The sequence below is a fragment of the Pseudomonas sp. FeS53a genome, from assembly GCF_000931385.1.
GTDB lineage: Bacteria > Pseudomonadota > Gammaproteobacteria > Pseudomonadales > Pseudomonadaceae > Metapseudomonas > Metapseudomonas otitidis.
In genome coordinates, this window is record NZ_JYFT01000076.1 from 16,456 (window position 1) to 42,198 (window position 25,743).

General features: G+C 67.6%; 23 protein-coding genes. 15 read left to right on the plus strand and 8 right to left on the minus strand.

Annotation, left to right across the window (positions count from 1 at the left end; translation table 11 throughout):
• Nucleotides 1–70 precede the first annotated feature (70 nt).
• Nucleotides 71–595 carry a glyoxalase superfamily protein gene (locus tag SZ55_RS23755; RefSeq protein ID WP_044412673.1) on the plus strand — a complete coding sequence of 175 codons (525 nt, stop codon included), beginning with the start codon at nt 71–73 and terminating at the stop codon, nt 593–595.
• Nucleotides 596–644: 49 nt separating this feature from the next.
• On the opposite strand, the gene SZ55_RS23760 is transcribed toward SZ55_RS23755, so the two are convergent.
• Complete coding sequence (locus SZ55_RS23760; protein ID WP_044412675.1) at nt 645–1,685, minus strand: AraC family transcriptional regulator; 1,041 nt, start codon at nt 1,683–1,685, stop codon at nt 645–647.
• A gap of 244 nt (nt 1,686–1,929) precedes the next feature.
• On the opposite strand from SZ55_RS23760, the gene SZ55_RS23765 reads away from it, so the two are divergent.
• The gene (locus SZ55_RS23765; protein WP_044412677.1) at nt 1,930–2,874 is read left to right on the plus strand and encodes a SphA family protein; all 945 of its coding nucleotides are present in this window, start codon (nt 1,930–1,932) and stop codon (nt 2,872–2,874) included.
• A 134-nt stretch (nt 2,875–3,008) separates the two neighbouring features.
• Here SZ55_RS23765 and SZ55_RS23770 read toward each other — a convergent pair whose 3' ends face one another.
• The 5 genes from SZ55_RS23770 to SZ55_RS23790 all read right to left on the minus strand — a co-directional run bounded on the left by SZ55_RS23770 (nt 3,009) and on the right by SZ55_RS23790 (nt 7,832).
• Nucleotides 3,009–4,217 (minus strand): DSD1 family PLP-dependent enzyme, encoded by a 1,209-nt coding sequence (locus SZ55_RS23770; RefSeq protein ID WP_162484944.1) that lies wholly within the window; start codon nt 4,215–4,217, stop codon nt 3,009–3,011.
• A gap of 81 nt (nt 4,218–4,298) precedes the next feature.
• Nucleotides 4,299–5,630, minus strand: a complete 1,332-nt coding sequence (locus SZ55_RS23775) for a D-arabinono-1,4-lactone oxidase (protein WP_162484945.1) — start codon at nt 5,628–5,630, stop codon at nt 4,299–4,301.
• Nucleotides 5,631–5,706: 76 nt separating this feature from the next.
• Nucleotides 5,707–6,072 carry a c-type cytochrome gene (locus SZ55_RS23780; protein WP_044412685.1) on the minus strand — a complete coding sequence of 122 codons (366 nt, stop codon included), beginning with the start codon at nt 6,070–6,072 and terminating at the stop codon, nt 5,707–5,709.
• A 166-nt stretch (nt 6,073–6,238) separates the two neighbouring features.
• Nucleotides 6,239–6,730, minus strand: a complete 492-nt coding sequence (locus SZ55_RS23785) for a GNAT family N-acetyltransferase (RefSeq protein ID WP_044412688.1) — start codon at nt 6,728–6,730, stop codon at nt 6,239–6,241.
• A gap of 415 nt (nt 6,731–7,145) precedes the next feature.
• On the minus strand, nt 7,146–7,832 hold the full coding sequence (locus tag SZ55_RS23790) for an endonuclease (protein ID WP_044412690.1): 687 nt from the start codon (nt 7,830–7,832) through the stop codon (nt 7,146–7,148).
• A gap of 308 nt (nt 7,833–8,140) precedes the next feature.
• Between SZ55_RS23790 and SZ55_RS23795 the strand changes: the two genes are divergently transcribed.
• A complete protein-coding gene (locus SZ55_RS23795) occupies nt 8,141–8,497 on the plus strand; it encodes a hypothetical protein (RefSeq protein WP_044412697.1) in 357 nt (118 codons plus the stop codon).
• Here the strand turns inward: SZ55_RS23795 and SZ55_RS23800 are convergent.
• A complete protein-coding gene (locus tag SZ55_RS23800; protein ID WP_044412698.1) occupies nt 8,472–9,350 on the minus strand; it encodes a DMT family transporter in 879 nt (292 codons plus the stop codon). The two genes, SZ55_RS23795 and SZ55_RS23800, sit on opposite strands and share 26 nt — an antisense overlap.
• 147 nt (nt 9,351–9,497) lie before the next feature.
• Between SZ55_RS23800 and SZ55_RS23805 the strand changes: the two genes are divergently transcribed.
• Both SZ55_RS23805 and putA read left to right on the plus strand, forming a co-directional pair.
• Nucleotides 9,498–9,746 carry a DUF3820 family protein gene (locus SZ55_RS23805; protein WP_044412700.1) on the plus strand — a complete coding sequence of 83 codons (249 nt, stop codon included), beginning with the start codon at nt 9,498–9,500 and terminating at the stop codon, nt 9,744–9,746.
• A gap of 216 nt (nt 9,747–9,962) precedes the next feature.
• A complete protein-coding gene (gene putA / locus SZ55_RS23810) occupies nt 9,963–13,937 on the plus strand; it encodes a trifunctional transcriptional regulator/proline dehydrogenase/L-glutamate gamma-semialdehyde dehydrogenase (protein WP_044412702.1) in 3,975 nt (1,324 codons plus the stop codon).
• A 202-nt stretch (nt 13,938–14,139) separates the two neighbouring features.
• Here putA and SZ55_RS23815 read toward each other — a convergent pair whose 3' ends face one another.
• Complete coding sequence (locus tag SZ55_RS23815; RefSeq protein WP_044412705.1) at nt 14,140–16,086, minus strand: methyl-accepting chemotaxis protein; 1,947 nt, start codon at nt 16,084–16,086, stop codon at nt 14,140–14,142.
• Between the two features lie 182 nt (nt 16,087–16,268).
• On the opposite strand from SZ55_RS23815, the gene SZ55_RS23820 reads away from it, so the two are divergent.
• From SZ55_RS23820 to SZ55_RS23865, 10 genes are all read left to right on the plus strand, one after another.
• Nucleotides 16,269–17,312: an LLM class flavin-dependent oxidoreductase gene (locus SZ55_RS23820; protein ID WP_044412709.1), complete on the plus strand. Its 1,044-nt coding sequence runs from the start codon at nt 16,269–16,271 to the stop codon at nt 17,310–17,312.
• Nucleotides 17,313–17,533: 221 nt separating this feature from the next.
• Nucleotides 17,534–18,511 (plus strand): LysR substrate-binding domain-containing protein, encoded by a 978-nt coding sequence (locus SZ55_RS23825; protein WP_044412711.1) that lies wholly within the window; start codon nt 17,534–17,536, stop codon nt 18,509–18,511.
• Nucleotides 18,512–18,597: 86 nt separating this feature from the next.
• A complete protein-coding gene (locus tag SZ55_RS23830) occupies nt 18,598–20,064 on the plus strand; it encodes a 2-hydroxymuconic semialdehyde dehydrogenase (protein WP_044412713.1) in 1,467 nt (488 codons plus the stop codon).
• Nucleotides 20,065–20,077: 13 nt separating this feature from the next.
• Complete coding sequence (locus SZ55_RS23835) at nt 20,078–20,890, plus strand: fumarylacetoacetate hydrolase family protein (RefSeq protein WP_044412718.1); 813 nt, start codon at nt 20,078–20,080, stop codon at nt 20,888–20,890.
• A gap of 11 nt (nt 20,891–20,901) precedes the next feature.
• A complete protein-coding gene (locus SZ55_RS23840; RefSeq protein WP_044412720.1) occupies nt 20,902–21,831 on the plus strand; it encodes an acetaldehyde dehydrogenase (acetylating) in 930 nt (309 codons plus the stop codon).
• 11 nt (nt 21,832–21,842) lie between these two features.
• The gene (gene dmpG, locus SZ55_RS23845; protein ID WP_044412723.1) at nt 21,843–22,880 is read left to right on the plus strand and encodes a 4-hydroxy-2-oxovalerate aldolase; all 1,038 of its coding nucleotides are present in this window, start codon (nt 21,843–21,845) and stop codon (nt 22,878–22,880) included.
• The gene (locus tag SZ55_RS23850) at nt 22,877–23,647 is read left to right on the plus strand and encodes a 2-keto-4-pentenoate hydratase (protein ID WP_044412726.1); all 771 of its coding nucleotides are present in this window, start codon (nt 22,877–22,879) and stop codon (nt 23,645–23,647) included. Before dmpG ends, SZ55_RS23850 begins: the two co-directional genes overlap by 4 nt.
• Before the next feature lie 28 nt (nt 23,648–23,675).
• Nucleotides 23,676–24,104: a RidA family protein gene (locus SZ55_RS23855; RefSeq protein ID WP_044412729.1), complete on the plus strand. Its 429-nt coding sequence runs from the start codon at nt 23,676–23,678 to the stop codon at nt 24,102–24,104.
• A 10-nt stretch (nt 24,105–24,114) separates the two neighbouring features.
• The gene (locus SZ55_RS23860) at nt 24,115–24,687 is read left to right on the plus strand and encodes a 3-hydroxyanthranilate 3,4-dioxygenase (protein ID WP_044412731.1); all 573 of its coding nucleotides are present in this window, start codon (nt 24,115–24,117) and stop codon (nt 24,685–24,687) included.
• Entirely contained in the window at nt 24,684–25,673 is a 990-nt protein-coding gene (locus SZ55_RS23865; RefSeq protein WP_044412736.1) for an amidohydrolase family protein, read from the plus strand. The genes SZ55_RS23860 and SZ55_RS23865 overlap by 4 nt, the downstream gene beginning before the upstream one ends.
• The last annotated feature ends 70 nt before the right edge of the window (nt 25,674–25,743 follow it).

Consider the following 25,743-nt stretch of genomic DNA (forward strand, 5'->3'; position numbering starts at 1 on the left):
CGTTCAGCACCCTCTTGAATGTCGAAGACCGGCAACGCGAGCCCCATGAGCTTCGACATCTGGAGGCAACATGCAAACCATCCAAAACGCCAAAGTCATGGCCAAGCGGCTGCGGGCCCTGCTAGCCACAAGCAGTCACGACATCAGCCACTCCGCCGCCCTCGAACTGGTCGCCCAACAGCTCGGCTACCGCGACTGGAACACCGCCTCGGCCCAGCTTCGAGACGACACCCAGGGCATCGTGTTCGAGCGCAGCATTCCCATCCTGCGGATGTTCGATGAAGGCAAGGCGCGCGAGTTCTACTGCGACTTCCTCGGCTTCTCGGTCGAATTCGAGCATCGCTTCGAGGCGAATCTACCGCTGTACCTGGGTCTGGACCGCGCCGGGCTCAAGCTGCACCTGTCCGAACACCATGGCGACGCCAGCCCAGGCGCCACGATCTTCGTGCCCATGCGCAACATCGCTGCCCTGCATGACGAACTGATCGGCAAGCACTACAGCTACGGCCGGCCAAACATCGTCGAGCAGGACTGGGGGCAGGAGATGCAGGTCCACGACCCGTTCGGCAATCGCATCCGCTTCTGCCAGTACTGAATCGCACTTCGGTCGGGTGGTGGATCCGCCCGGCCATCTGTGTCCGGCCTCAACCGGCGGCCATCGCCTCGTCACGGCTGGCCGAGGGGCTCTGCCCGGTCCAGCGCTTGAAGGCCCGGCGAAAGCCGCGCACGTCGCTGTAGCCGAGCGCTTCGGCGATGCGCTCGATGGGCATATCCGGGTTGCTCAACAGGCTCATGGCCCGCGCCCTGCGCACCTGCTCCAGCAGGGTTTCGAAGGTGATGCCGTGCTCGCTCAGGCGCCGGCGCAGGGTCCGGCTGCTCATGTTCAGCCCATGGGCCACGGCGTCGATGGGGCTGCCCTGGGGCAGGTCGCGGGCGATGGCGCGCTCCACGGTCTGCAGGAGGCTGGCCTTCTGCTGCACCTGGGCGCTTTCCAGCTCCAGCAATTGCAGGGCCTGCCGCAGGGCCACCGGCTGGTGGCCGGGCAGCGTCCTGTCCAGCCAGTGGCTGGCGAACACCATGCGGTTGTGCAGGCAACCGAAGTGCAGGTTCGGCCCCAACAGGCGCTGGTACTGCTCGACGTAGGGCGGCGCGCCATGGGTGAACTCGAAGCGCAGGGGCTGGAATTCGGCGCTGGCCAGGGCGCGGTTGTAGACCATCAGGCTGGCGAAGAACTCTTCCACCGCGAACACCTGCACATCGGCAAAGGGCAGTTGGCATGCCACCTCCACGAAGCTCTCGGCGGCCCCCTCGTGCAGGCTGTAGACGGCCATGCTGCCAGCGGTGTGCTGGAAGCGCAGGCCCACCTCGAAGGCGTCGCGCAGGGTCTTGCACAGCGACAGCACGTGGCCGAGCAGGCCGAGAGTACCGAGCACATTGCGGTGCCCCACCCACAGCCCCAGCCCCCCTTCCGGGAAGGCCGCGAGGGCGCGCTGGATCAGGGTCGCCGCCTGGCGGTAGGAGATGCGCTGGGCCGGGTCCTGGAGGTCATCGGGGGTGAAGCCCAGGCCACGGCACAGGCGTTCGCTGCTGATGCCCCGGTCGCTCACCACCTCTGCCAGGGTCTGCAGCAGGAAGGGTGAAACCTGGGCCAGGTCGTACTGGGCGTCGAGGGGCGTGAGGGTCATGGCAGGCACATCCGAAGCCGGCGCCTGAGGGTTCTTGTTGTGGGGCCAGGCGCGCAGGGTGCGCCATCATAACGCGTTCGGGATCGACCCAAGAGGGGTTGTAACAGCGTATTGCAGCCTGGCCTTCAATGCCCCCTGCCTGTCCGGCAATGCCCTGCTCCGCCGGGCCGCCAGCGCTTATTCCTATGGCGCCGCCCGAGGGGCCCTCCGGCGGCGTCCACACACAATAACAATGAGCACCCCCATGAACCCGAACCGTGCCACCTGGCTGCTTCCCCCTGCAGCCGCCCTCGCCATCGCCCTGCCACTGGCCGCCCAGGCCACCGAGAACGGTGTCGACAACATCGGCCCCGGCACCGATGGCTTCTACGTCCTGCCGCTGGACGTGAACAGCCTTCCGGACCACATGTTCGCCTTCAACCTCTACTACAACCACTACGAGTCTAAGAAGCTGGACATCAGCTCCCTGGGCGGCAAGGTGCCGGAGGTGAAGATCACCTCCGACGCGATCATCCCGCGCCTGGACTACCTCAGCCCGCTGCGGCTGCTGGGCGGCCGGGTCGGTGGCTACGTGGCGCAGCCGTACATGCGCCAGCAGGTGGCGCTGTTCGGCCAAGAGAGCCGCCGCGAAGCCCAGGGCGAGACCACCATCGCGCCGCTGATTCTCTGGGACATGGGCAAGGACCTGACCCTGGGCGCCGCCCTGGAGATCACCCTGCCCACCGGCAGCTACGACGCCGCGCGGCCGGCCAACACCGGCAACAACTTCGTCACCTACAAGCCGCTGCTCTCGGCCACCTGGCAGCCCAGCGAGCGCACCGAGCTGTCGGTCAAGGCCACCTACAGCTTCAACAAGGAGAACCCGGACACCGACTACCAGTCCGGCCAGCTGTTCCACTTCGACTACTCCACCAGCTACCGGGTGACCGACAACCTGCGCCTGGGCCTGAACGGCTACTACGTGAAGCAGACCACCGACGACAAGCAGTTCGGCCGCACGGTGACCTTCATGGGCGAGGACGTGGACGACGGCGTGCGCGGACAGGTCTTCGCCATCGGCCCGGCGGTGCACCTGACCTTCCTCAAGTACGCCAGCGTGGAGATGCGCTGGGCCAAGGAGTTCGCCGTGGAGAACCGCCCGGAAGGCGAGATGCTCTGGGCCAAGCTGAACCTGCCGTTCAGCCTCTGAACCTTTCGGTCTCTGAACCTTCCCGGAACGCAGAACCCCAGGCAATGGCCTGGGGCTCTCTCGGCAAGGTGGTACCGACCGCAGGAGCGAGCGCTGCTCGCAAAGCGCTTCACCCAGGGGTGGCTGACCCGCGCTCAGCTGTACACCGGCCACTGCTCGACGATGCGCCCGTCACGCACCGCCAGCAGGTCGCCGAACTGCAGGAGGATGGATTCGGACTGGGTCGGCCGCAGGAACACCTGGTCATCCACGGACAGGCCGACGGCGTGGGAGCCGTTGATCATCTCCTGGTTGGAGCTGCGCCCGTAGAGGCCGTTGAACTGCAGGCCCTTGGGCGACTCCGGCTCGGCCATCCAGTTGCCGCCGTAGATGAAGAAGGTCTCGCGCTGGTTCGGGTCCCACCAGGAGAACAGCGCCGACTTGCCGTCCAGCGCCGGAATGCGCACCGCGCCGGTGCTCTTGAGCACCGGGGTGGCGATGTAGGCCGCCGGCTGGTGCTCCTCCAGGGAGGGCAGGTCGTAGTGGGTGGGCTTGAGCAGTGCCGAGCCCACCGAGACCTCGCTGCTGGTGCGCTCGCGCTCGTGCATGCGGTAGCTGGGGCTGCCGGCGGTGTTCAGGGTCAGGTCCGGGCGCCACAGTGTGGGGTGCCGGGTGCGGGCGTAGTCGACGAAGCCGTCGTACAGCGTCATCACCTTGGCGAAGAGGGCCTCGGGCGAGCCGAGGATGCCGGGCACGCCCATGCCGACGAAGGGGTCGTAGCCCATGAAGCCGGCGAACTCCAGGTGCTGCGGGTTGGCGCCGATCAGCTCGAGCATCCGCCCGAGGCCGGCCGTGTCCTGCACGCCGCCCCGGTGCAGCCCCACGTCCAGTTCGATGTTGATGCGCATGCGGATGTTCAGGGCCTTGGCCAGCGCCAGGTACTGCGCCAGTCGCTCGGGGGTGTCGAGCAGCCACTGCAGCTGCCGTGCCGGGTCGAACGGACCGCGATGGGCCTCGTAGAACAGCTGCGCCGCACGCACCGGCAGGGGCTTGCCGAGCAGGATGTCCGAGTCGGGGAAGCGCTCGGCGTCGTGGTTGAGGAAGGGCTGGTGGAACGACATCAGCCGCTGGGTGCCGGCACGCTTGGCGATGTAGTCCAGCAGTTGCGGCGAAGGCAGGGACTTCTCCACCAGGCGAAGCGACTTGCCGGCACGGCGCACCGACTGCATCACCACGTCGATGTTGTGGTCCAGCCGGTCGAGGTCGATCAGCATCACCGGGTGCATCGGCCCCTGGGCCTTCAGCTCGCGGTTCAGCCGAGCGAAGTAATCGCTGTACGGGGCGCCCTTGTCGGCCGGCCGCAGCCAGGCGCCGACACCGGCGAGCAGTACGCCGGCACCGGCCGTGCCGACGAGGAAGTTGCGACGGTTCATGGCTTCTCCTTGTTATCCGGCCACGCCGAGGATCGAGGACAGGTGCGCATTGAGGAACTTGCCGCTCGGGTCCAGCGCCTGGCGCACCTCGGTGAACTCCTTCCAGCGCGGGTAGATCGCCTGCAGGGTACGTGCGTTGAGCGTGTGCAGCTTGCCCCAGTGCGGCCGGCCGGCGTACTTCCAGAAGATCGGTTCGACGGCGGCGAAGAAGTTGTGGTGGTCCATGCTGTAGTGCTGGTGCACGGAGATGGAGCAGCTGTCGCGGCCCTCGAACATGCTCAGGGGGATGTCGTCGGCCTTCACGTAGCGATACTCGATGGGGAACCAGGTGCGCAGGTCCTTGTCGCGGATCAGCGCGAGGATCTCCCGCAGGCAGGCCGGGCCATGCTCGGCGGGCACCGAGTACTCCATCTCGTTGAAGCGCACGTTGCGCACGTTGGCGTAGATCTCGTGGGAGTCGCCGACCCGGTCGTCGAAGCTGGCGATGTGGCGCAGGCTGTTGAGCAGCGCGCGGCGTGCGGCGGGGAAGTCGCTGCCGTACTTGTCGAGGTTCTCGATGATCTTCACGAAGCCGTTGCCGCCCTCCTCCTCCGGGTCCAGCGGCGGCGTGGCCGGGTCGGTGGTCTCGTTGAGGGCGACGGACAGCGCGTAGTCGGAATGAGTGATCACCAGCATCTCCCAGTGCTGGTTGTCGCGGGTGAGGTTGCCCACGTCCTCCAGCAGTTCCTCGGTGCTGGCGATCCACTGCTTCTCGCGCAGGCGATAGGCCTCGCGGTTCTGCAGGCGCACCCGCGTCGCCACGCCCAGGGCACCCAGGGACACCCGCGCGGCGTTGAACACCTCGGGGTGGCGCTGGGCGTCGCAATCCAGCACCTCGCCGCTGGCGGTCACCAGTTGCAGGCCGGTGACCTGTGAGGAGTAGGAGCCGAAGCCGACGCCGGTGCCATGGGTCGAGGTGGCGATCGCCCCGGCCAGGGTCTGGTAGTCGATGTCGGCCATGTTCGGCAGCGCCTGCCCGACCGCCTGCAGCGCCGGCCCCATGAGGGACATCGGCGTGCCGGCGGCGAACTCCGCCTGCAGGGTGGCCGGATCGTGGGCGAGCAGACCGTTGAAGTAGGCCAACGACACCAGGGTGCCGTCGGTGGGCACCAGGGCGCTGAAGGAGTGGGCCGAGCCCACCGGGCGGACCTTGCCTTCGGCCTGGCGGATGACCTGGACCAGTTCGTCCAGGCTCTGCGGGGCGAGGCGTGCCAGGGGCAGGCAGCTCTGCCCGCCGGACCAGTTGCGCCAGGGGATCAACCGGGGCGCACGGGCCAGTTCCGCCAGCGCCGGGGTGCAGGCCAGCGCGGTGAAGGCGCCGGCGACGCCGGCCCGCTGCAGCAGCTGGCGTCGGGTGAGGTTCATAGCCATGGAGGACGCCTTATTCGAGGTGCTGACCGGACATGAAGGAAATCAGCGCGAGGAACTGTTCTTCCGAGCACTGCATGCACATGCCCATCGGCGGCATGCCCTTGAAGCCATTGATGCTGTGGTCCAGCAGGCTGTCGGTGCCCTGGGCGACACGCGGCGCCCAGGCGGCGGCGTCACCGCTCTGCGGCGCCCCGGAGGCGGGGTTGGCGTGGCACAGCTTGCAGCTGGTGTCGTAGACCTTGGCCAGGGCCGGGTCGGCCGGTGCCAGGGTGGCGGCATTCTGCGGCGCGGCCGGCTTGGCCTCCTCGCCACAGCCGCCGAGCAGCCCGGCCAGGGCCAGCAGGGCGGGAATCAGCAGGTTCGCGGGTTTCGGCATCGCACTCCCCTCTTCTACCGTGCCAGGCGGCACGGCGCTTGTTGTGGTGGGTAGCGCGCCACGTTACGCCAGGCGCCTCCAGGCGCTGAGGGCATTGGCGGACAACGAGGGGGCATGGCAGGACAGCGCGATGACCGCGCCGGAAACCACAGGGTGGGGAGGTGCCTCAGCCGAGGGTCTTGGTCATCTCGCGGGTGGCTGCCCAGCCGAGGGCCTGGTACACCGGGCGGCCGACCTCGGTGGCGTGCAGCACGGCGAAGCCCAGACCGCGCCGGGAGAACTCGGCTTCCGCCAGCTTCATCAGCGCCGTCGCCAGACCCCGACGCCGGTAGGCCGGCTCGACGTACACGTTGAGCACGTAGCCGCGCTGGTCCTGGGTCGGGTGGGCCGGGTGCGGTGGCCAGTCGATGCTCATCAGGCCGATGCCGGCCGCCGGGCTGCCCTCGTCCATCACCATGAAGCCGTAATAGCGGCCGTCCTCCAGGCGCACCCGCAGCCAGGGGCGGAAGTGCTCGGTCATCACCCGCAGCGCAGCCGGATCACCTCCGGCTTCGAGGAACATCGCCTCGCGGTGCCTGCAGATCAGCTCCAGGTCGTCCGGCACCAACCGCCGCACCTGCAAACCGGAAAACTCGATACCACCGGGAATCTCGTCCATCACGCCACCCTCTCATTGATGGCCGATGCTAGGTCGCGCCACAGGGCGGCCGATAGGCACAGATCACCGGGAAAAGCGGCATACAGCGTCGGGCTGCCAGGTAGAGGCGAAGTCAGGCGCCATGAACTGGCCATTCGCAACCGGGTGCCTGCGGAGGGTATTTCGCGGCTGAAGCCGCTCCCACAAGGGAGCCTCACTGCCGTCTCGTGGGAGCGAACTCATTCGCGATGCAATGTGCCGGAAGGCATCACAGTTGGGACGCGGCACAACCTGTAGGGGCGACTTCAGTCGCCAAGCAGCCCACAGGGCTGCCCTCCGCAAGACCGGGGCAACGCCGTTGCCCTGGGCGACTGAAGTCGCCCCTACATCGCGCAGATCAGGTTCGACACCTTCTTTCGCAGCATGCCCGCTTCCCTCACTTGCACGCCTTCAAATTCACTGCTCCCACGAAGTGGTTGCCGTGCCCCATCACGCAGGCCACGCGCTGGTTGCGGTTCCGCTCCCAGGCTTCCACCGGGTACTGCTTGTTCCAGGCGGTGTAGAGCTGGCGGTCCTGTTTGGACAGGCGCAGGCCGTAGCGTTCGCTCATGTAGAAGTAGGTGCGCGCGATCATCCCGCGGATCTGCTGGCGCGGCATGGCCTTGCGTGCCTTGAAGTCCACCACCATCGGGCAGGCGCCGTACTGGCTGGGCGCCTGGGGCAGCCAGCCGAAACCGTAGTTGCTGCGGTCGCCGTTCACCTCGCCGATGCTCGGCACCAGGTTGTGCAGGTCGGCTTCGGCCCGGCGGTAGGCGTCGTCGTGACGGGCACAATTCTCGCGGCCGCCGTTCTGCCAGCACTTGCGCTGGTGGCCGATGACCCAGGCCGGGACGATGTGCTCCCACTCGATACGGCTGGCGCGCTTGGCATTGGTCCGCGGGACGTAGCCGCAGCTCTTGAGGTCCACCTTGTTGCCGCTGTAGCGGCAGCCGCAATAGAACTCGACAGGGTGGGAAGCGTAGAGCTTCCAGGCGGCTTTCTTGGCTTCCTGGAAGGTGCGCGGCGCGGCGGCCTGGGCGGTACCGGCCAGCAGGAGGGAGAGCAGCAGGACGAAACGGATCATGGATCAGGGGATTCCCGTACAGCGTGGAGAGGCACTCACTGACAGCGGTTCTTCATCGGAGTTTTGTTGCCAGGGGATGAGTTCAACGAGTATATGTATATTCATACAGTATTCAATGAGAATCGTCCGATGATGCCTTCAGCCCCCATGCCCTTGCCAAAACCGCTGTCACAAATCCCTGGGATGATCCGTTCCCGGAAACACCCGTTGCCGCTGCGCGTTGCCGGCGGTCCGGACAACCCTGCACCACGCCGGCCGGCTGGAAGCCGCCACGGGGCGCGGTGCCTGCACTGATGAGGAGAACAGGGATGGTCGACGTGATGCAGTTGAAGTACACGGTCAACCGTATGGCGGTGTCCGAAGTACGCGAGGCGGTGGACGAGCTGCTGCTGGAGGGGCTGGTGACCGACGGCAAGACGCCCTTCACCCGGGTGCACTTCAACACCTGCCTGGCGGAGATCGAGGCGCTGTTCCAGCGGGCGGGCTACCACCGGCCACTGGACGTGGTGGGCTACCAAGGGCTGGTGTATGCGCTGTTCGACCCGACCCGCTGGGAGCCGGTGGAGGTGCTGCGCTGGCTGAAGGACTACGTGGAGAACGCCCAGGCCTGCCGCTCCCTGGCACGCACCGCCGACGAGCTCAGCGCCGCTGGGCGTACGCCGTGAACAGGCCGCTGCCGACGATGATGGCGATGCCGACCACGCCGATGGCATCCGGCGCATGGTCGAAGAGCAGGTAGCCGAGCAGCCCGGCGAAGACGATCTGCCCGTAGCTGAACGGTGCCAGCAAGGCCGGCGAGGCATACCGGAACGCCTGGGTCAGCAGCATGTGCCCGCCCATGCCGCAGGCGCCCAGGGCCAGCATCAGCAGGCCGTGGCCGGTGGTGGTGGGCAGGCTCCAGAAGAACGGCACCAGGGTGCTCATGATCAGGGTGTTGGTGAGGCCGGTGATGAAGTTGGTGGTGGCCGGGCTGTCGTAGCGCGAGAGGATGCGCGTCAGCAACTGGTAGAAGGCGAAGCACACCGCCGCCGAAACCGGCAGGAGCACCGCCGGGGTGAACAGCGCGCCCCCCGGCCGCACGATCAGCAGCACCCCACCCAGCCCCAGCAGGACCGCCACCCACTGCCCGCGGGTGACGCGCTCCTTCAACAGCGGCACCGACAACGCCGTGACCAGCAGCGGCGCCAGGAAGATCACCGAGGTCGCCTCCGCCAGGGGGATGTAGCGCAGCCCGGTGGTGAACAGCAGGCTCACCCCGATCAGGCACAACGCCCGCGCCACCTGCAGCCCGGGGCGCTTCGCCCGCAGCACCCGCAAGCCCTGCTGCGGCAGCAGGTAGCCGGCCAACAGCAGCGTGTGCACCAGGTAGCGCACCCACACCACCATGATGATCGGGTAGAAGGCCGACAGGTATTTGGAGATGGCGTCGTGGCTGGAGAACAGGAAGATCGCCACGCAGATCAGCAGGATGCCCTTCAAGGGCTCCTCGCGGCGCAGCGATGGGGTACTGGGGCTCATGCGGGGTTCCGGGCAGTCTGCGGCCGATATGTTTAGCAGACTAATGATGAGGCGGCTCAGAAAATAGCGGCTTGAGCGACCGACCTCAACTCAGCGCGACCGGTCTGGGGTTATCCTAGCCGCCCCTCCCCGACCCCGCCCGGCCCGATGAACCCCGAAGACCTCCTGCTGCTGGTGACCCGCGAGATGCCCTACGGCAAATACAAGGGCCGCCTGATCGCCGACCTGCCCGGCCACTACCTCAACTGGTTCGCCCGCGAGGGCTTCCCCAAGGGCGAGATCGGCCGCCTGCTGGCCCTGATGCAGGAGATCGACCACAACGGCCTAAAGCCGCTGCTGGAGCCCCTGCGCCAGAAACGGCGCCGACCCCAGGCAGGTGCAACCAACTCGGACTAGTATGGAAACGCGCCCCTCGCCGCGTTTTCCCGACGACCGGTTGCACCTCCCCAGGCATCGCGCAACCCCGCGCGCACCGAGGCGGTGCGGGGTTTCCCAGGCTTGCTGGAGACAGCGAAATATCAAGGTTGCACCTGGTTGCACCCCGACTTCGGCACAGCTACTCTTGGCGCCGCAATCCGCCGTGCCGACCACGGCAGCTGACGAGGACAAGAAATGGCCACCACCACTACCCTTGGCGTGAAACTCGATGAGGCGACCCGCGAGCGTCTCAAGGAAGCCGCCCGCCGCATCGACCGCACGCCCCACTGGCTGATCAAGCAAGCGATCTACAGCTACCTCGAGACCCTCGAGAGCGGCACCACCCTGCCGGAGCTGCAAAGCATCGCCGCGCGCCTGGCCGAGGGCGACAGTGAAGCGGTGGAGGCCCTCCTCGACCCGGTCTACCAGCCCTTCCTCGAATTCGCCGAGAGCATCCTCCCGCAGTCGGTCCTGCGCGCCGCGATCACCGCCGCCTACCGCCGCCCCGAGGAAGAAGTGGTGCCCATGCTGCTGGAGCAGGCCCGCCTGCCCGCCGAGATGGCCGAAGCCACCTACAAGCTCGCCTACGGCATCGCCGAGAAGCTGCGCAACCAGAAGAGCGCCGGCGGCCGTGCCGGCCTGGTGCAGGGCCTGCTGCAGGAGTTCTCCCTGTCCTCCCAGGAAGGCGTGGCGCTGATGTGCCTGGCCGAAGCCCTGCTGCGCATCCCGGACAAGGGCACCCGTGACGCCCTGATCCGCGACAAGATCAGCAACGGCAACTGGCAGCAGCACCTGGGCCAAAGCCCGTCGATGTTCGTCAACGCCGCCTCCTGGGGCCTGCTGATCACCGGCAAGCTGGTGTCCACCCACAACGAGGCCGGCCTCTCCAGCTCGCTGAACCGCATCATCGGCAAGAGCGGCGAACCGCTGATCCGCAAGGGCGTGGACATGGCCATGCGCCTGATGGGCGAGCAGTTCGTCACCGGCGAAACCATCGCCGAGGCCCTGGCCAACGCCAACAAGTTCGAATCCAAGGGCTTCCGCTACTCCTACGACATGCTCGGCGAAGCCGCCCTGACCGAAGAGGACGCCCAGCGCTACTACGCCTCCTACGAGCAGGCCATCCACTCCATCGGCAAGGCCTCCCACGGTCGCGGCATCTACGAAGGCCCGGGCATCTCCATCAAGCTCTCCGCCCTGCACCCCCGCTACAGCCGCGCCCAGTACGAGCGCGTGATGGACGAGCTGTACCCGCGCGTGCTGGCCCTGACCCTGCTGGCCAAGCAGTACGACATCGGCCTGAACATCGACGCCGAGGAAGCCGACCGCCTGGAAATCTCCCTCGACTTGCTGGAGCGCATGTGCTTCGAGCCGGGCCTGAAGGGCTGGAATGGCATCGGTTTCGTCATCCAGGCGTACCAGAAGCGCTGCCCGTACGTGATCGACTACGTCATCGACCTGGCCCGCCGCAGCCGCCACCGCCTGATGATCCGCCTAGTCAAGGGCGCCTACTGGGACAGCGAGATCAAGCGCGCCCAGGTCGACGGCCTGGAAGGCTTCCCGGTCTACACCCGCAAGGTCTACACCGACGTGTCCTACGTGGCCTGCGCGCGCAAGCTGCTGGCCGTGCCGGACGCCATCTACCCGCAGTTCGCCACCCACAACGCCCACACCCTCTCGGCCATCTACCACATCGCCGGGCAGAACTATTACCCGGGCCAGTACGAGTTCCAGTGCCTGCACGGCATGGGCGAACCGCTGTACGAGCAGGTGGTGGGCAAGATCGCCGACGGCAAGCTGAACCGCCCCTGCCGCATCTACGCCCCGGTGGGCACCCACGAAACGCTGCTGGCCTACCTGGTGCGTCGCCTGCTGGAAAACGGCGCCAACACCTCGTTCGTCAACCGCATCGCCGACAGCTCCATCTCCATCAAGCAACTGGTGGAAGACCCGGTCGCCAGCATCGAAGCCATGGCCGCTGCCGAAGGCACCCTCGGCAAGCCGCACCCGCGCATTCCCCTGCCCCGTGACCTGTACGGCGCCGGCCGGGTGAACTCCAGTGGCATCGACCTGGCCAACGAGCACCGCCTGGGCTCCCTCTCCAGCGCCCTGCTCGGCAGCGGCCATGCCGACTGGCGCGCCCGCCCGATGCTGGGCTGCCCGGTCTCCGAAGGCGAGAGCCTGCCGGTGCTCAACCCGGCCGACCGCCGCGACGTCGTCGGCCACGTGCAGAACGCCAGCCTCGAAGACGTCGGCAACGCGGTGCTCGCCTCGCTGACCGCCGCCCCCATCTGGCAGGCCACCCCGCCGGTGGAGCGCGCCGCCGCCCTGGACCGCGCCGCCGACCTGATGGAGGCCGAGATCCAGCCGCTGATGGGCCTGCTGTGCCGCGAGGCCGGCAAGACCTTTGCCAACGCCATCGCCGAAGTGCGCGAGGCCGTGGACTTCCTGCGCTACTACGCCGCCCAGGCCCGCCACGACTTCGCCAACGACAGCCACCGCCCGCTGGGCCCGGTGGTCTGCATCAGCCCGTGGAACTTCCCCCTGGCGATCTTCACCGGCCAGGTGGTCGCCGCGCTGGCTGCCGGCAACACCGTGCTGGCCAAGCCCGCCGAGCAGACCCCGCTGGTGGCCGCCCAGGCCGTGCGCATCCTGCTGCAGGCCGGCATCCCCGAAGGCGCCGTGCAGCTGCTGCCGGGTGAAGGCCACACCGTGGGCGCCGCCCTGGTGAACGACGAGCGCGTCAAAGGCGTGATGTTCACCGGCTCCACCGAAGTCGCCGGCATCCTCGCCCGCAACGTCGCCGGCCGCCTGGACGCCCAGGGTCGCCCGATCCCGCTGATCGCCGAGACCGGCGGCCAGAACGCCATGATCGTCGACTCCTCCGCCCTGCTGGAGCAGGTGGTCAACGACGTGGTCGCCTCCGCCTTCGACAGCGCCGGCCAGCGCTGCTCCGCCCTGCGCGTGCTGTGCCTGCAGGAAGACGTGGCCGACCGCGCACTGGAGATGCTCAAGGGCGCCATGGCCGAATGCCGCCTGGGCAACCCGGACAACATCATCGTCGACATCGGCCCGGTGATCGACGCCGAAGCCAAGGCCGGCATCGACCGCCACATCGAAGCCATGCGCAAGAAAGGCCGCCACGTCTACCAGGTCGCCCGCACCGAAGGCGACGTGATGAGCCGCGGCACCTTCGTCATGCCGACCCTGATCGAACTGGAAGGCCTGGACGAGCTGGAGCGTGAAGTGTTCGGCCCGGTGCTGCACGTGCTGCGCTACAAGCGCGAGAACCTGGACCAGCTGCTGGACCAGATCAACGCCACCGGCTACGGCCTGACCCTGGGCGTGCACACCCGCATCGACGAAACCATCGCCAAGGTGGTGGACAAGGCCCACGCCGGCAACCTCTACGTCAACCGCAACATGGTCGGCGCCGTGGTCGGCGTACAGCCCTTCGGCGGTGAAGGCCTCTCCGGCACCGGCCCGAAAGCCGGCGGCCCGCTGTACATGTACCGCCTGCTCGCCACCCGCCCGGACGATGCGGTCACCCGCACCTTCCAGCGCCTCGACGAGCAACAGGCCGACGCCGGTCTGCGCACGCTCCAGGAAGAGCGCCAGGGCAAACCGCTGGCCGCCCTCAAGGAATGGGCCGCGAAGGAAGGCCGTGGCGAGCTGGCCAGCCTCTGCGACCGCTTCGCCGAGCTGTCCCAGAGCGGCCTGAGCCGCACCCTCCCCGGCCCGACCGGCGAGCGCAACACCTACCTGCTGCTGCCCCGCGAGAACGTGCTGGGCCTGGCCGACGACGAAGCCGACCTGCTGGTCCAGCTGGCGGGCGCGCTGTCGGTGGGCAACCGCGTGGTCTGGCAGGACGGCGAAGTGACCAAGGCCCTGCGCGCCAAACTGCCGAAGGCGGTTCAGTCGCGCATCCAATTGGTCGCCGATTGGAAGAGCGAGGACGTGGCGTTCGACGCCGTGCTGCACCACGGTGATTCCGATCAGCTGCGCGAGATCTGCCAGCAGGTCGCTGCCCGCAAGGGCGCGATCATCGGCGTCCAGGGCCTGTCCCGTGGGGAAACCGCCGTACCGCTGGAGCGCCTGCTGATCGAACGCTCCCTCAGCGTCAACACCGCCGCCGCCGGCGGCAACGCCAGCCTGATGACCATCGGCTGACGTCCCGGGCCGCCTCGCGGCCCAACGGCCCGCGCTTCCACAAGAAGCCGGGCCGTCCGGTTCCCGGCCTTGCGCCGGGCACCTTCCCAGCCGGCGGCCCGTCCCGCCACCCGCCCCCAGGGCACGAGAGCGACGCCACAAGCGTCGCTCTTTTTTTGCCTGGCGTTCAGGCAGCCTTTAGCAGGCTCGCCGCTGCAGCCGATCAGGTACGGAAGCGCCGCACCAGCTGGTTCAGCTCGTTGCTGAGGTCGGTGAGGTTGTGGGCATCGCCGCGGGTGGATTCGGCGAGGTTGGCCACCAGTTGCGCATCGCCGTGGATCTGGCTGATGTGACGGTTGATGTCCTCGGCCACCTGGTGCTGCTCTTCGGCGGCGGTGGCGATCTGGGTGTTCATGTCGCGGATCACGTCCACCGACTCGCGGATCAGCTCGAAGCTCGCCCGTGCCTGGTTGATCGACACCACCGTTTCCTGGGAGACCTCCAGGCTGGCATGCATCTGCTTGCCCATCTGGTGGGTGCGGCGGGCCAGGTTGCCCAGCAGCGTGTCGATCTCGCTGGTGGAATCGGCGGTGCGCTTGGCCAGGGCCCGCACCTCGTCGGCCACCACGGCAAAGCCCCGGCCCTGCTCGCCGGCACGGGCCGCCTCGATGGCGGCGTTGAGCGCCAGCAGGTTGGTCTGCTCGGCAATCGAGCTGATGGTGCCGAGGATGGACTGGATGTCGTTGCTGTCCTGCTCCAGCTGCTGCATGGCCTCGGCGGACTGGCCGATCTCGCGGCTCAGGCGGTCGACATTGGTCACCGCTTCGTCGATCTGCCGCTGGCCGTCGTGGGCCTGGCGCTGGCCGCTGTCGGCGGAGTCGGCGGCCTGGCTGCAGGAGCGCGCCACCTCGTTGGAGGTGGCGACCATCTCGTGGAAGGCCGTGGAGACCATGTCCACCGCCTCGCGCTGGCGGCTGGCGACCTCGGCCAGGTCCTGGGCGGTCTCGGTGGAGCGGCCGGAGGTGCTGTGGATCTCCCCGGCGGCATCGCCGATACGGCGGATCAGGGTGCGGATGGCTTCGAGGAACTGGTTGAACCACCCCGCCAGCTGCGCGGTTTCGTCCTGGCCGCGCACGTCCAGGCGCGCCGTGAGGTCGCCCTCGCCCTGGGCGATGCCTTCCAGGCCGCTGGCCACGCCACGGATCGGCTTGACGATGAGCCCGGCGGAGAAGCCGCCGACCAGCGCGAACAGGCCGCCGCAGGCCAGGGCGATGAGCGCGATCACCCAGCTCAGGCGGGTGGCCGAGGCCATCACCTCGTCCTCGCGGATCACCCCGATGAAGCGCCAGCCCAGCGCGTCGGACGTCCAGACGTTGGCCATGTAGCGCTCACCGCCCAGCACCACCTCTTCCAGGCCGGTGCCGGCCTTGGCCAGTTGCGCATAGCCCTCGCCCAGGTCGCTGAGGTTCTTGAAGTTGTGCTCCGGTGCGTTGGGGTCCACCAGCACCTTGTCGTTGCCTTCCAGCAGCATCAGGTAGCCGCTCTCGCCCAGGCGGATCTGCTTGACCAGGTCGGTCAGCTGCTTGAGCGACACGTCGATGTTCACCACGCCGCCCGGGTTGCCCAACTGGTTGGCGAAGCTGCGCACGGTGCTCACCAGCACCACGTCGTCCGCCGCCCAGTAGTAGGCGGAGGTGCGCAGCGTCCTGCCCGGCTGGGCCATGGCGGCCTGGTACCAGGGACGGGTGCGCGGGTCGTAGCTGGCGAGCTTGGGGTCGCCGGGCCAGAACACGTAGCCACCCTGCTGGGTGCCGAGGGACAGGTAGGCATAGGCCGGGTGGGACTTGGCCAGGCCGTTGAACAGCTCGAATACCTGCTCGTCCTGGGGGCCGGTGGGCAGGTCCGCTGCGTTGGCGGCGATGTACTGCTTGAGGCTGCCATCCACCGCCTGCAGGCGCGGGTGGGTGGCCAGGTAGTCGACGTTCTGGCTGATGCCCTCGAAGAACAGCTTCATGGCGTTCTCCACCTGGCGGATTTCGCGGCCGCTGCTGTCGAGGAAGTCCTCGCGCGCCTCCCCGCGCAGGTTGAGGACGATCAGCACCGCCACGAGGACGACCGGCACGCTGGCGATGGCGGCAAAGGCCATCGTGAGTTTTTGTTTTATGTTCATCTCGCTCGGATTCCTTGAGACCGACAGATTGTATTTGCGGATATTCCATATTATGGTATACCAATATCGCAACAGCCGACCAGCGGTATCCCGAGCGGATCCGGCGGCCTGAACATCCCGGCAATGCCCGCTGCAGGCGGGTCATCGCATCGGCCAACAACAAAAAGCCCGAGGTAAGCGAAATGAAATTCTCCCTCTTCGTACACATGGAGCGTTGGGACGAGAGCATCAGCCACCGCCAGCTGTTCGAAGACCTGACCGAACTGACGCTGATGGCCGAGGCCGGCGGCTTCAGCACCGTCTGGATCGGCGAGCACCACTCGATGGAGTACACCATCTCCCCCAGCCCGATGCCGACCCTGGCCTACCTCGCGGCCCGCACCACCACCATCCGCCTGGGCGCCGGCACCATCATCGCGCCGTTCTGGAACCCGGTCCGCGCGGCCGGTGAATGCGCCCTGCTGGACGTAATCAGCAACGGCCGCATGGAAGTGGGCCTGGCCCGTGGCGCCTACCAGTTCGAGTTCGACCGCCTCGCCAACGGCATGCCGGCCACCGACGGCGGCCAGCACCTGCGCGAAATGGTCCCGGCTGTTAAAGCCCTGTGGCAGGGCGACTACGCCCACGACGGCGAGATCTGGAAGTTCCCCACCTCCACCTCCTCCCCGCGTCCGATCCAGCAGCCCTACCCGCCGATGTGGATCGCCGCCCGTGATCCGGACTCCCACAACTTCGCAGTGAAGAACGGCTGCAACGTGATGGTCACCCCGCTGATGAAGGGTGACGAGGAAGTGGTGGACCTGAAGAACAAGTTCGAGGCCGCCCTAGCCAACAACCCGGAGGTGCCGCGCCCGCAACTGATGGTGCTGCGCCACACCCACGTGCACAGCGTGGACGACCCGGAAGGCTGGAAGCTCGGCGCCGCCGCCATCTCGCGCTTCTACCGCACCTTCGACGCCTGGTTCGGCAACAAGCAGACCCCGGTCAACGGCATCCTGCCGCCCAGCCCGGAAGAGAAGTTCAAAGACCGCCCCGAATTCGAGCTGGAGAACATCCGCAAGAACACCATGATCGGCACCCCGGACGAGATCATCGCGCGCATCCGCTACTACCAGGAGCTAGGCGTGGACGAGTTCAGCTTCTGGTGTGACAACAGCCTGCCCCACGCCGAGAAGAAGAAGTCCCTGGACCTGTTCATCAAGCATGTGGTGCCCGCGTTCCGCTGATCCCCCGCTCTCCCTTCTGACTCGCCATGCCGATCGAGCGTCCAGGCATGGCGGGTCGTTTTGCGTTATCCCGCCTATAGAACTGCCCGGTAGCGGTTCAGTGCCCAGCCGCTGTCTCTCCCATGCTCCATCCCGCGCATGTGGGCCCCAGGTTGCCCGGAGCGAGAACAATCGTGAGAAGCTCGCGACCTCAAGAAAGACGCCGACGAGGAGGTCGCCGCATGCATTTCACCCACATGTCCGTCGCCCGGAAGCTGAAGTTCTACCAACTGGTGGCGTTCGACCAGGTCCTGCAGAGTGGCTCCCTCTTGCGTGCGGCGCAGGCGCTCAACCTCACCCAGCCCGCTGTGACCAAGATCATCCATGAGCTGGAGTCCTACTTCGGCGCCCCCCTGCTGGTGCGCAGCAACCGGGGTGTCAGCGCCACGCCCCTGGGCGAGCGCGTGGCCCGTCGGGGCAAGTCGCTGCTGGCCGAGCTGCGCGCCCTGACGGACGAGGTCAATGCCTACCAGGAGGGCACCTCGGGCCACGTCGTGGTCGGCACGCTGATTTCCGCATCCAGCTCCTTGCTGCCCCAGGCCCTGCAATTGCTCAAGCAGCGGGCGCCGAAGGTGCTCGTCTCCCTGCGCGTGGGGCAGATGGACCAATTGTTCCCGGCCCTCACGGTGGGTGAAGTGGACCTGGTGGTCGGGCGCGTGCCGGATGACTGGCGCGCCCACCGCAAGGCATCCCAACTGGAGGTCACCGTGCTCTACGGTGAGGAGCTGGCCATCGTCGCCGGCGCCCGCCACCCCTTGCTCCGGCAGCCCAGGGTACAGCTCGGCCAACTGCTGGGTTGCCCGTGGGTCCTGCCGACCCAGGACTCACTGCTGCGCCGTACCGTGGATGGCTTGTTCCACGAAGCCGAGCTGCCCCTGCCGGGCAACCTGGTGGAGTCACTGTCGATCCTCACCAACATCAGCCTCATGCAAGACCAACAGACCGTCGCCGTCATGCCCCTGGAAGCTGCCCGGCAGTTCACCGAGGCCGGGCTGCTGGGCATCCTCGACCTGGGCCGTCGCCTGCAGTTCGGTGATATCGGCTACTTCCGCGCCGGCAACCGGGACCTCGGCCCAGCCGTGCAGCTGTTCCAGCGCTGCCTGGAGGAAGCCGGCGCGCTGCAGCACGCTGCCCCTGCAGAACCCGCAAATATTCCATAAACCAATACCAGAGAGCTGTTTCTTCATTATTCGCTTATAGGACACCTCCCTAGACTCCTCCGAAACCCTTGGAGTCGGAGGCTGCTGTGTCCAATCCCCCTGCCCTGCTGCGCAATTACGTAAACGGCGAATTCGTCACCACGCCCCGGACCTTCGACAAGGTGTCCCCCATCGACGGCCGCCTGCTCGGGCAAGTCTGCGAAGCCGATGCCGAACTGGTCGACCGCGCCGTGGCGGCAGCCCGGTCGGCCCTGGAAGGTCCATGGGCACACTACAGCGCCAGCCAGCGGGCTGACGTACTGCTTCGCATCGCCGAAGGCATCGAACGGCGCTTCGACGCCTTCGTCGCCGCAGAGGTGGCCGACACCGGTCGCCCGGTGCACCAGGCCCGGACCCTGGACATCGCACGGGGCGTGCAGAACTTCCGCACCTTCGCCGAGCTGATCCGCCAGACCGGAGGCGAGTACTACGAGATGCGCACCGCCGATGGCGATGACGTCTTCAGCTACACCCTGCGCAAACCCCATGGCGTGGTGGCGATCATCTCGCCGTGGAACCTGCCGATGCTGCTGCTCACCTGGAAAGTGGCGCCGGCGCTGGCCTGCGGCAACGCGGTGGTGGTCAAGCCATCGGAAGACACCCCCTCCACAGCCACACTGCTGGCGGAAGTGATGCAGGCCGCTGGCGTGCCGGCGGGGGTGTTCAACCTGGTACATGGCTTCGGGCCGAACTCCGCTGGGGAATTCCTCACCCGCCAACCGGGCGTGGACGCCATCACCTTCACCGGCGAATCGCGTACCGGCGCCACCATCATGAAGGCGGCCGCCGAGGGCGTGCGCGAAGTCTCCTTCGAACTGGGTGGCAAGAATGCGGCCGTGGTCTTCGCCGATTGCGACTTCGAGGCCGCCGTCGCTGGCGTGCTGCGCTCCAGCTTCACCAACAGCGGGCAGGTGTGCCTGTGCTCGGAGCGCGTCTATGTCGAGCGGCCGATCTTCGAGCGCTTCGTCGCCGCGCTGAAGGCCGGTGCCGAGGGCCTGAAGATCGGCTACCCCGACGAGCCCGACGTGAAGATGGGCTCGCTGATCTCCCACGCACACCGCGACAAGGTGCTCAGCTACTTCGAACTGGCACGCCAGGAAGGCGCCACCGTGGTGACCGGCGGCGACATCCCCCACTTCGGCGACGCCCGCGACCAGGGCGCCTATGTGCGGCCGACCATCTGGACCGGGCTGGCGGACGACGCCCGCTGCATGCGCGAGGAAGTCTTCGGGCCGGTCTGCCACGTTGCTCCCTTCGACCGCGACGACGAGGTCATCGCCCGGGTCAACGACTCCGACTACGGTCTTGCCGCCGCCATCTGGACCCGTGACCTGAAGCGTGCCCACCAGGTGTCCCGACGCCTGCGCGTGGGCATGGTGTGGGTGAACACCTGGTTCCTGCGCGACCTGCGCACGCCCTTCGGCGGCGCCCGCCTTTCGGGGCTCGGCCGGGAAGGCGGGCGCCATTCCCTGGACTTCTACTCCGAAGCCACCACCGTCTGCGTCAATCCCTGAGCAGGAGCAACCCATGCATCCAGCACTCCTCGAAGCCGCCGAACGCCTGCGCCAGGCCGAGCACAGCGGCCAACCCTGCGCCCCAGTGCGCGACCTGATCGCCCGCGCCCTGGACGAAAACCCCGGGCAAGACCCGGTCGCCCTGGCCTATGCCATCCAGCGCTGCAACACCCAGGCAGCCCGTGACGCCGGCCTGCGCCCGGTGGGCCGCAAGATCGGTCTGACCTCCCGCGCCGTGCAGCAGCAACTGGGGGTGGACCAGCCAGATTTCGGCCTGCTGTTCGCCGACCACGCGCGCGGCGACGGCCAACCCATTGCCTGGAGCGACACCCGGCAACCCAAGGTCGAGGCGGAAATCGCCCTGGTCCTGGAGCACGACCTGCCCTATGAGCGCCACACCGTCGCAGACCTGATCCGCGCCACCGCGTTCGCCCTACCGGCCATCGAGGTGGTCGGCAGCCGCATTGCCAACTGGGACATCCGCCTGGTGGACACCATTGCCGACAACGCCTCCTCCGGCCTGTTCGTGCTCGGCACCCGGCCGGTCAGGCTGGAGCAGCTCGACCTGGTGCGCTGCGGCATGAACATGACCCTGCGCGGCGAGCCGGTCTCCGTGGGTGCCGGCGCCGCCTGTCTGGACAACCCGCTCAACGCCGCCGTCTGGCTGGCCGACACCATGGCCCGTCTGGGCGAGCCCCTGCGCGCCGGCGACATCCTGCTCACCGGCGCCCTGGGCCCCATGGTCACGGCCCGGCCGGGGGATGTGTTCACCGCCCATATCCAGGGCCTGGGCAGCGTCAGCGCCGCCTTCGCCCGCCAGGACTGAGGGGATCGTCCATGCAGAAGAAACGCAAAGTCGCCATCGTCGGCTCCGGCAACATCGGCACCGACCTGATGATCAAGATCCTGCGCAACGCGCGGCATCTGGAAATGGGCGCCATGGTCGGTATCGACCCGGCCTCCGACGGTCTGGCCCGCGCAGCACGACTGGGCGTGGCCACCACCCACGAGGGCGTGGAGGGGTTGACCCGCCTGCCGATCTTTAGCGAGATCGACTTCGTCTTCGACGCCACCAGCGCCGCCGCCCATGTGCAGAACGATGCCTACCTGCGCAGCGTGAAGCCCGGCATCCGCCTCATCGACCTGACCCCGGCAGCCATCGGCCCCTACTGCGTGCCAGTGGTCAACCTGGAGCAGCACCTGGCAGCGCCCAACCTCAACCTGGTCACCTGCGGCGGCCAGGCCACCATCCCCATGGTCGCCGCCGTGTCGCGGGTGGCCAAGGTCCACTACGCCGAGATCATCGCCTCCATCGCCAGCAAGTCCGCCGGTCCCGGCACCCGCGCCAATATCGACGAGTTCACCGAAACCACCTCGAAGGCCATCGAAGTCATCGGAGGGGCGGCCAAGGGCAAGGCGATCATCATCATGAACCCGGCCGAACCGCCACTGATGATGCGCGACACCGTGTTCGTGCTCAGCGACGCCGCCGACCCGGCGCAGGTAGCCGCCAGCGTGGCGGAAATGGCCGCCGCCGTGCAGACCTACGTGCCCGGCTATCGGCTCAAGCAGCAGGTCCAGTTCGACCGGGTGCAAGACCTGAACATCCCCGGCCATGGCCGCTTCAGCGGGCTCAAGACCTCCATCTTTCTGGAGGTGGAAGGGGCCGCCCACTACCTGCCGAGCTACGCCGGCAACCTCGACATCATGACCTCCGCCGCGCTGGCCACCGCCGAGCGCATGGCCCAGGCGATGAACCACGGCTGAGGAGACGCCCCATGACATTCGACCCGAGCAAAAAGCTCTACATCTCCGACGTGACCCTGCGCGACGGCAGCCACGCCATTCGCCACCAGTACTCGATCGAACAGGTGCAAACCATCGCCCGCGCCCTGGATGCAGCCCGCGTGGACGCCGTCGAAGTGACCCACGGCGACGGCTTGCAAGGCTCCTCCTTCAACTACGGTTTCGGCGCCCAAAGCGACCTGGAGTGGATCGAAGCGGCAGCGGAGGTGATCGAGCACGCGCGCCTGACCGTGCTGCTGCTGCCCGGCATCGGCACCGTGCACGACCTCAAGGCCGCCTACGACGCCGGTGCCCGCAGTGTGCGCATCGCCACCCACTGCACCGAGGCGGACGTGGCCCGCCAGCACATCGAATACGCCCGCCACCTGGGCATGGACACCGTCGGTTTCCTGATGATGAGCCACATGACTCCACCCGAAGCGCTGGCCCGTCAGGCCAAGCTGATGGAGTCCTATGGCGCCCAGTGCATCTACATGGCCGACTCCGGCGGGGCGATGAGCATGACCGACGTGCGCGAGCGCATGCGCGCCTTCAAGGCCGTGCTCGCCCCCGAGACACAGACCGGCATGCACGCACACCACAACCTGTCGCTGGGGGTGGCCAACTCCATCGTCGCCGTGGAGGAAGGCTGCGACCGCATCGACGCCAGCCTCGCTGGCATGGGCGCCGGGGCCGGCAATGCACCGCTGGAGGTGTTCATCGCCGCAGCCGAACGCCTGGGCTGGAACCACGGCACCGACCTCTACCGCCTGATGGACGCCGCCGACGACCTGGTGCGGCCACTGCAGGATCGACCCGTGCGGGTGGACCGGGAGACCCTGGGCCTGGGCTACGCCGGCGTGTATTCCAGCTTCCTCCGTCATGCCGAAGTCGCCGCGCAGAAATACGGCCTGAAGACCCTCGACATCCTCGTCGAGCTGGGCCGCCGGCGCATGGTCGGTGGCCAGGAAGACATGATCGTAGACGTTGCCCTCGACCTGCTGGCCCGCCAACCGGAGAACCGCCCATGAGCCTCGACATCCGCCCCATCGCCGCCGCCCTGGACCAGGCTGCGCGCCGCGCCGAAGCCCTGCCGCAGTTCAGCGCCACCACGCCCTTTTCGCTGGACGACGCCTACCGCATCCAGCGCGCCTCGATGCAGCACCGCTACGACGATGGCGAGCGCAGCATCGGCATCAAGCTGGGCTTCACCAGCCGCGCCAAGATGATCCAGATGGGCGTGGACAGCCTGATCTGGGGCTGGCTCACCGACGCCATGCTGGAGGAAGACGGCGGCCTGGTGGACCTGTCGCGCTACATCCACCCCCGCGTCGAGCCGGAAGTCTGCTTCCTCACCCGCCGCGACATCGACCGCCCGCTGACCCTGTTGGAGGCCGCCGACTGGATCGAAGCCGTGGCGCCGGCCCTGGAGATCATCGACTCCCGCTACCAGGCCTTCGCCTTCACCCTGGAAGACGTGGTGGCCGACAACTGCTCCTCCTCCGGCCTCACCGTCGGCCCCTGGTCCCGCGATGTCTCCGGGCTGGCCAATGCCGGCGTGGTCATGCGCCTGGACGGCCGAGCGGTCCAGGTCGGCTCCACCGCAGCCATCCTCGGCCAGCCCCTGCGCAGCCTGGCGCACGCCTCCCGCCTGCTGCATGAGGCCGAATGCGTGCTACCGGCCGGCAGCCTGGTAATGGCCGGCGCCGCCACTGCCGCCGAAGCCCTTTACCCCGGCACCCACGTCAGCGTCGAGATCCTCGGGCTGGGGGAAAGCCACTTCACGGTCCGTCCCTGACCCTTCGCCGCCCTCACAAGGAGCCACCATGACCGTCGATAACCGCTCCACCGTCGTCCCCGGCAAGGCCAAGCCCCGGGGCCGCTTCCCCCACATCAAGCGCGCCGGCGACCTGCTGTTCGTCTCCGGCACCAGTTCGCGACGCCCGGACAACAGCTTCGCCGGTGTCGAAGTGGACGCCCTGGGCACCACCCAACTGGACATCCGCACCCAGACCCGGGCCGTGATCGAGAACATCCGCGACATCCTCGCCAGCGAAGGCGCGCGCCTGGAAGACCTGGTGGAGATCAGTAGCTTCCTCGTCGATATGAACGACTTCGGTGGCTACAACGAGGTCTACGCCGAGTACTTCGACGAGTCCGGCCCCACCCGCACCACCGTGGCCGTCCACCAGTTGCCCCACCCGCACCTGCGCATCGAGATCAAGGCCATCGCCTACGCCCCCCGCCACCGCTGAGGACAGAACAATGCACAAGAACCACTTCAGCCCGCCGCTCAACTTCAACCGCTGGATCGAGGCAAACGCGCACCTGTTGCGGCCCCCTGTCGGCAACCGGCAGGTCTGGCAGGACAGCGACTTCATGGTCACCGTGGTCGGTGGGCCCAACCAGCGCACGGACTTCCACGACGACCCGATGGAGGAGTTCTTCTACCAGTTCAAGGGCAACGCCTACTTGAACATCTGGGACCGCGGGCGCTACGACCGGGTGGAGCTGCGCGAGGGCGACATCTACCTGATGGCACCCCACGTCATCCACTCGCCGCAACGCCCGGAGGCGGACAGCCTGTGCCTGGTCATCGAGCGCCAGCGCCCAGCCGGCCTACGCGACGCCCTGCAATGGACCTGCGCACGCTGCGGCACCCTCGTCAAACGCTACGAGATGCAGCTGGAAAGCATCGTCAACGACCTGCCACCGGTCTACGAGCAGTTCTACGCCACCTCCGAGCAGGCCCGCCGTTGCCCCGAGTGCGGCGACATCCACCCCGGTCGCGACTGGCAGACCTGGCACCAGACCCTCAACGAGTTCCACCGCCTATGAAGATCGACATCCACTCCCACTTCTTCCCGCCGATCAGCCAGGACGAGGCTGCCCGCCTCTGCCCCGAACGCGCGCCCTGGCTGCGCGCCGAAGGCCGCACCGGGCAAATCATGGTCGGCACCACGCCGTTCCGCCCCGTGCACGATGCGCTGTGGGACCCGGTGCGCCGCCTGGAACACCTGGACGAACAGGGCCTGGACATCCAGGTCATGTGCGCGACCCCGGTGATGTTCGGCTACGACCAGCCCCTCGAACGTGCACTTCCCTGGGCGCAATTGATGAACGACCGCGCCCTGGAAATGGCCGACCACGCACCGAACCGCCTCAAGGTGCTGGCCCAGGTCCCGCTGCAGGACATCGACGCCGCCTGCCGCGAGGCCAGCCGGGCCGTGGCGGCCGGGCACGTGGGCGTGCAGATCGGCAACCACGTCGGCAACCAGGACCTGGACCAGGACGGCCTGGTGACCTTCCTCCATCACTGCGCGACCGAGGGCATCCCGCTGCTGGTGCACCCCTGGGACATGATGGGGCGCGAGCGCATGAAGCGCTGGATGCTGCCCTGGCTGGTGGCCATGCCGGCAGAAACCCAGCTGGGGATTCTCTCGCTGATCCTCTCCGGCGCCTTCGAGCGGCTGCCCGACACCCTGCGGCTGTGCTTCGCCCATGGCGGCGGTGCCTTCGCCTTCCTGCTGGGCCGGGTGGACAACGCCTGGCGCCACCGCGACATCGTCCGCGAAGACTGCCCCAACCTGCCCTCCAGCTACGTGAAGCGCTTCTTCGTCGACTCCGCCGTGTTCGACCCGCGCGCCCTGCAACTGCTGGTGGACGTCATGGGCGCCGACCGGGTGATGCTGGGCTCCGATGCGCCCTTCCCGCTGGGCGAGCAACGCATCGGCGCCGGCGTACTGGAACACCCGCACCTGACCGAGGCCGACAAGGCCCGCATCGTCGCCGGCAACGCACGGCGCTTCTTCAACCTCGACTGAGCCGATGGACGTCCTCGTCCATGAACCGCAACGCCCGTGCCCATCCCTTCCAAGAACAACTCCAACAAGG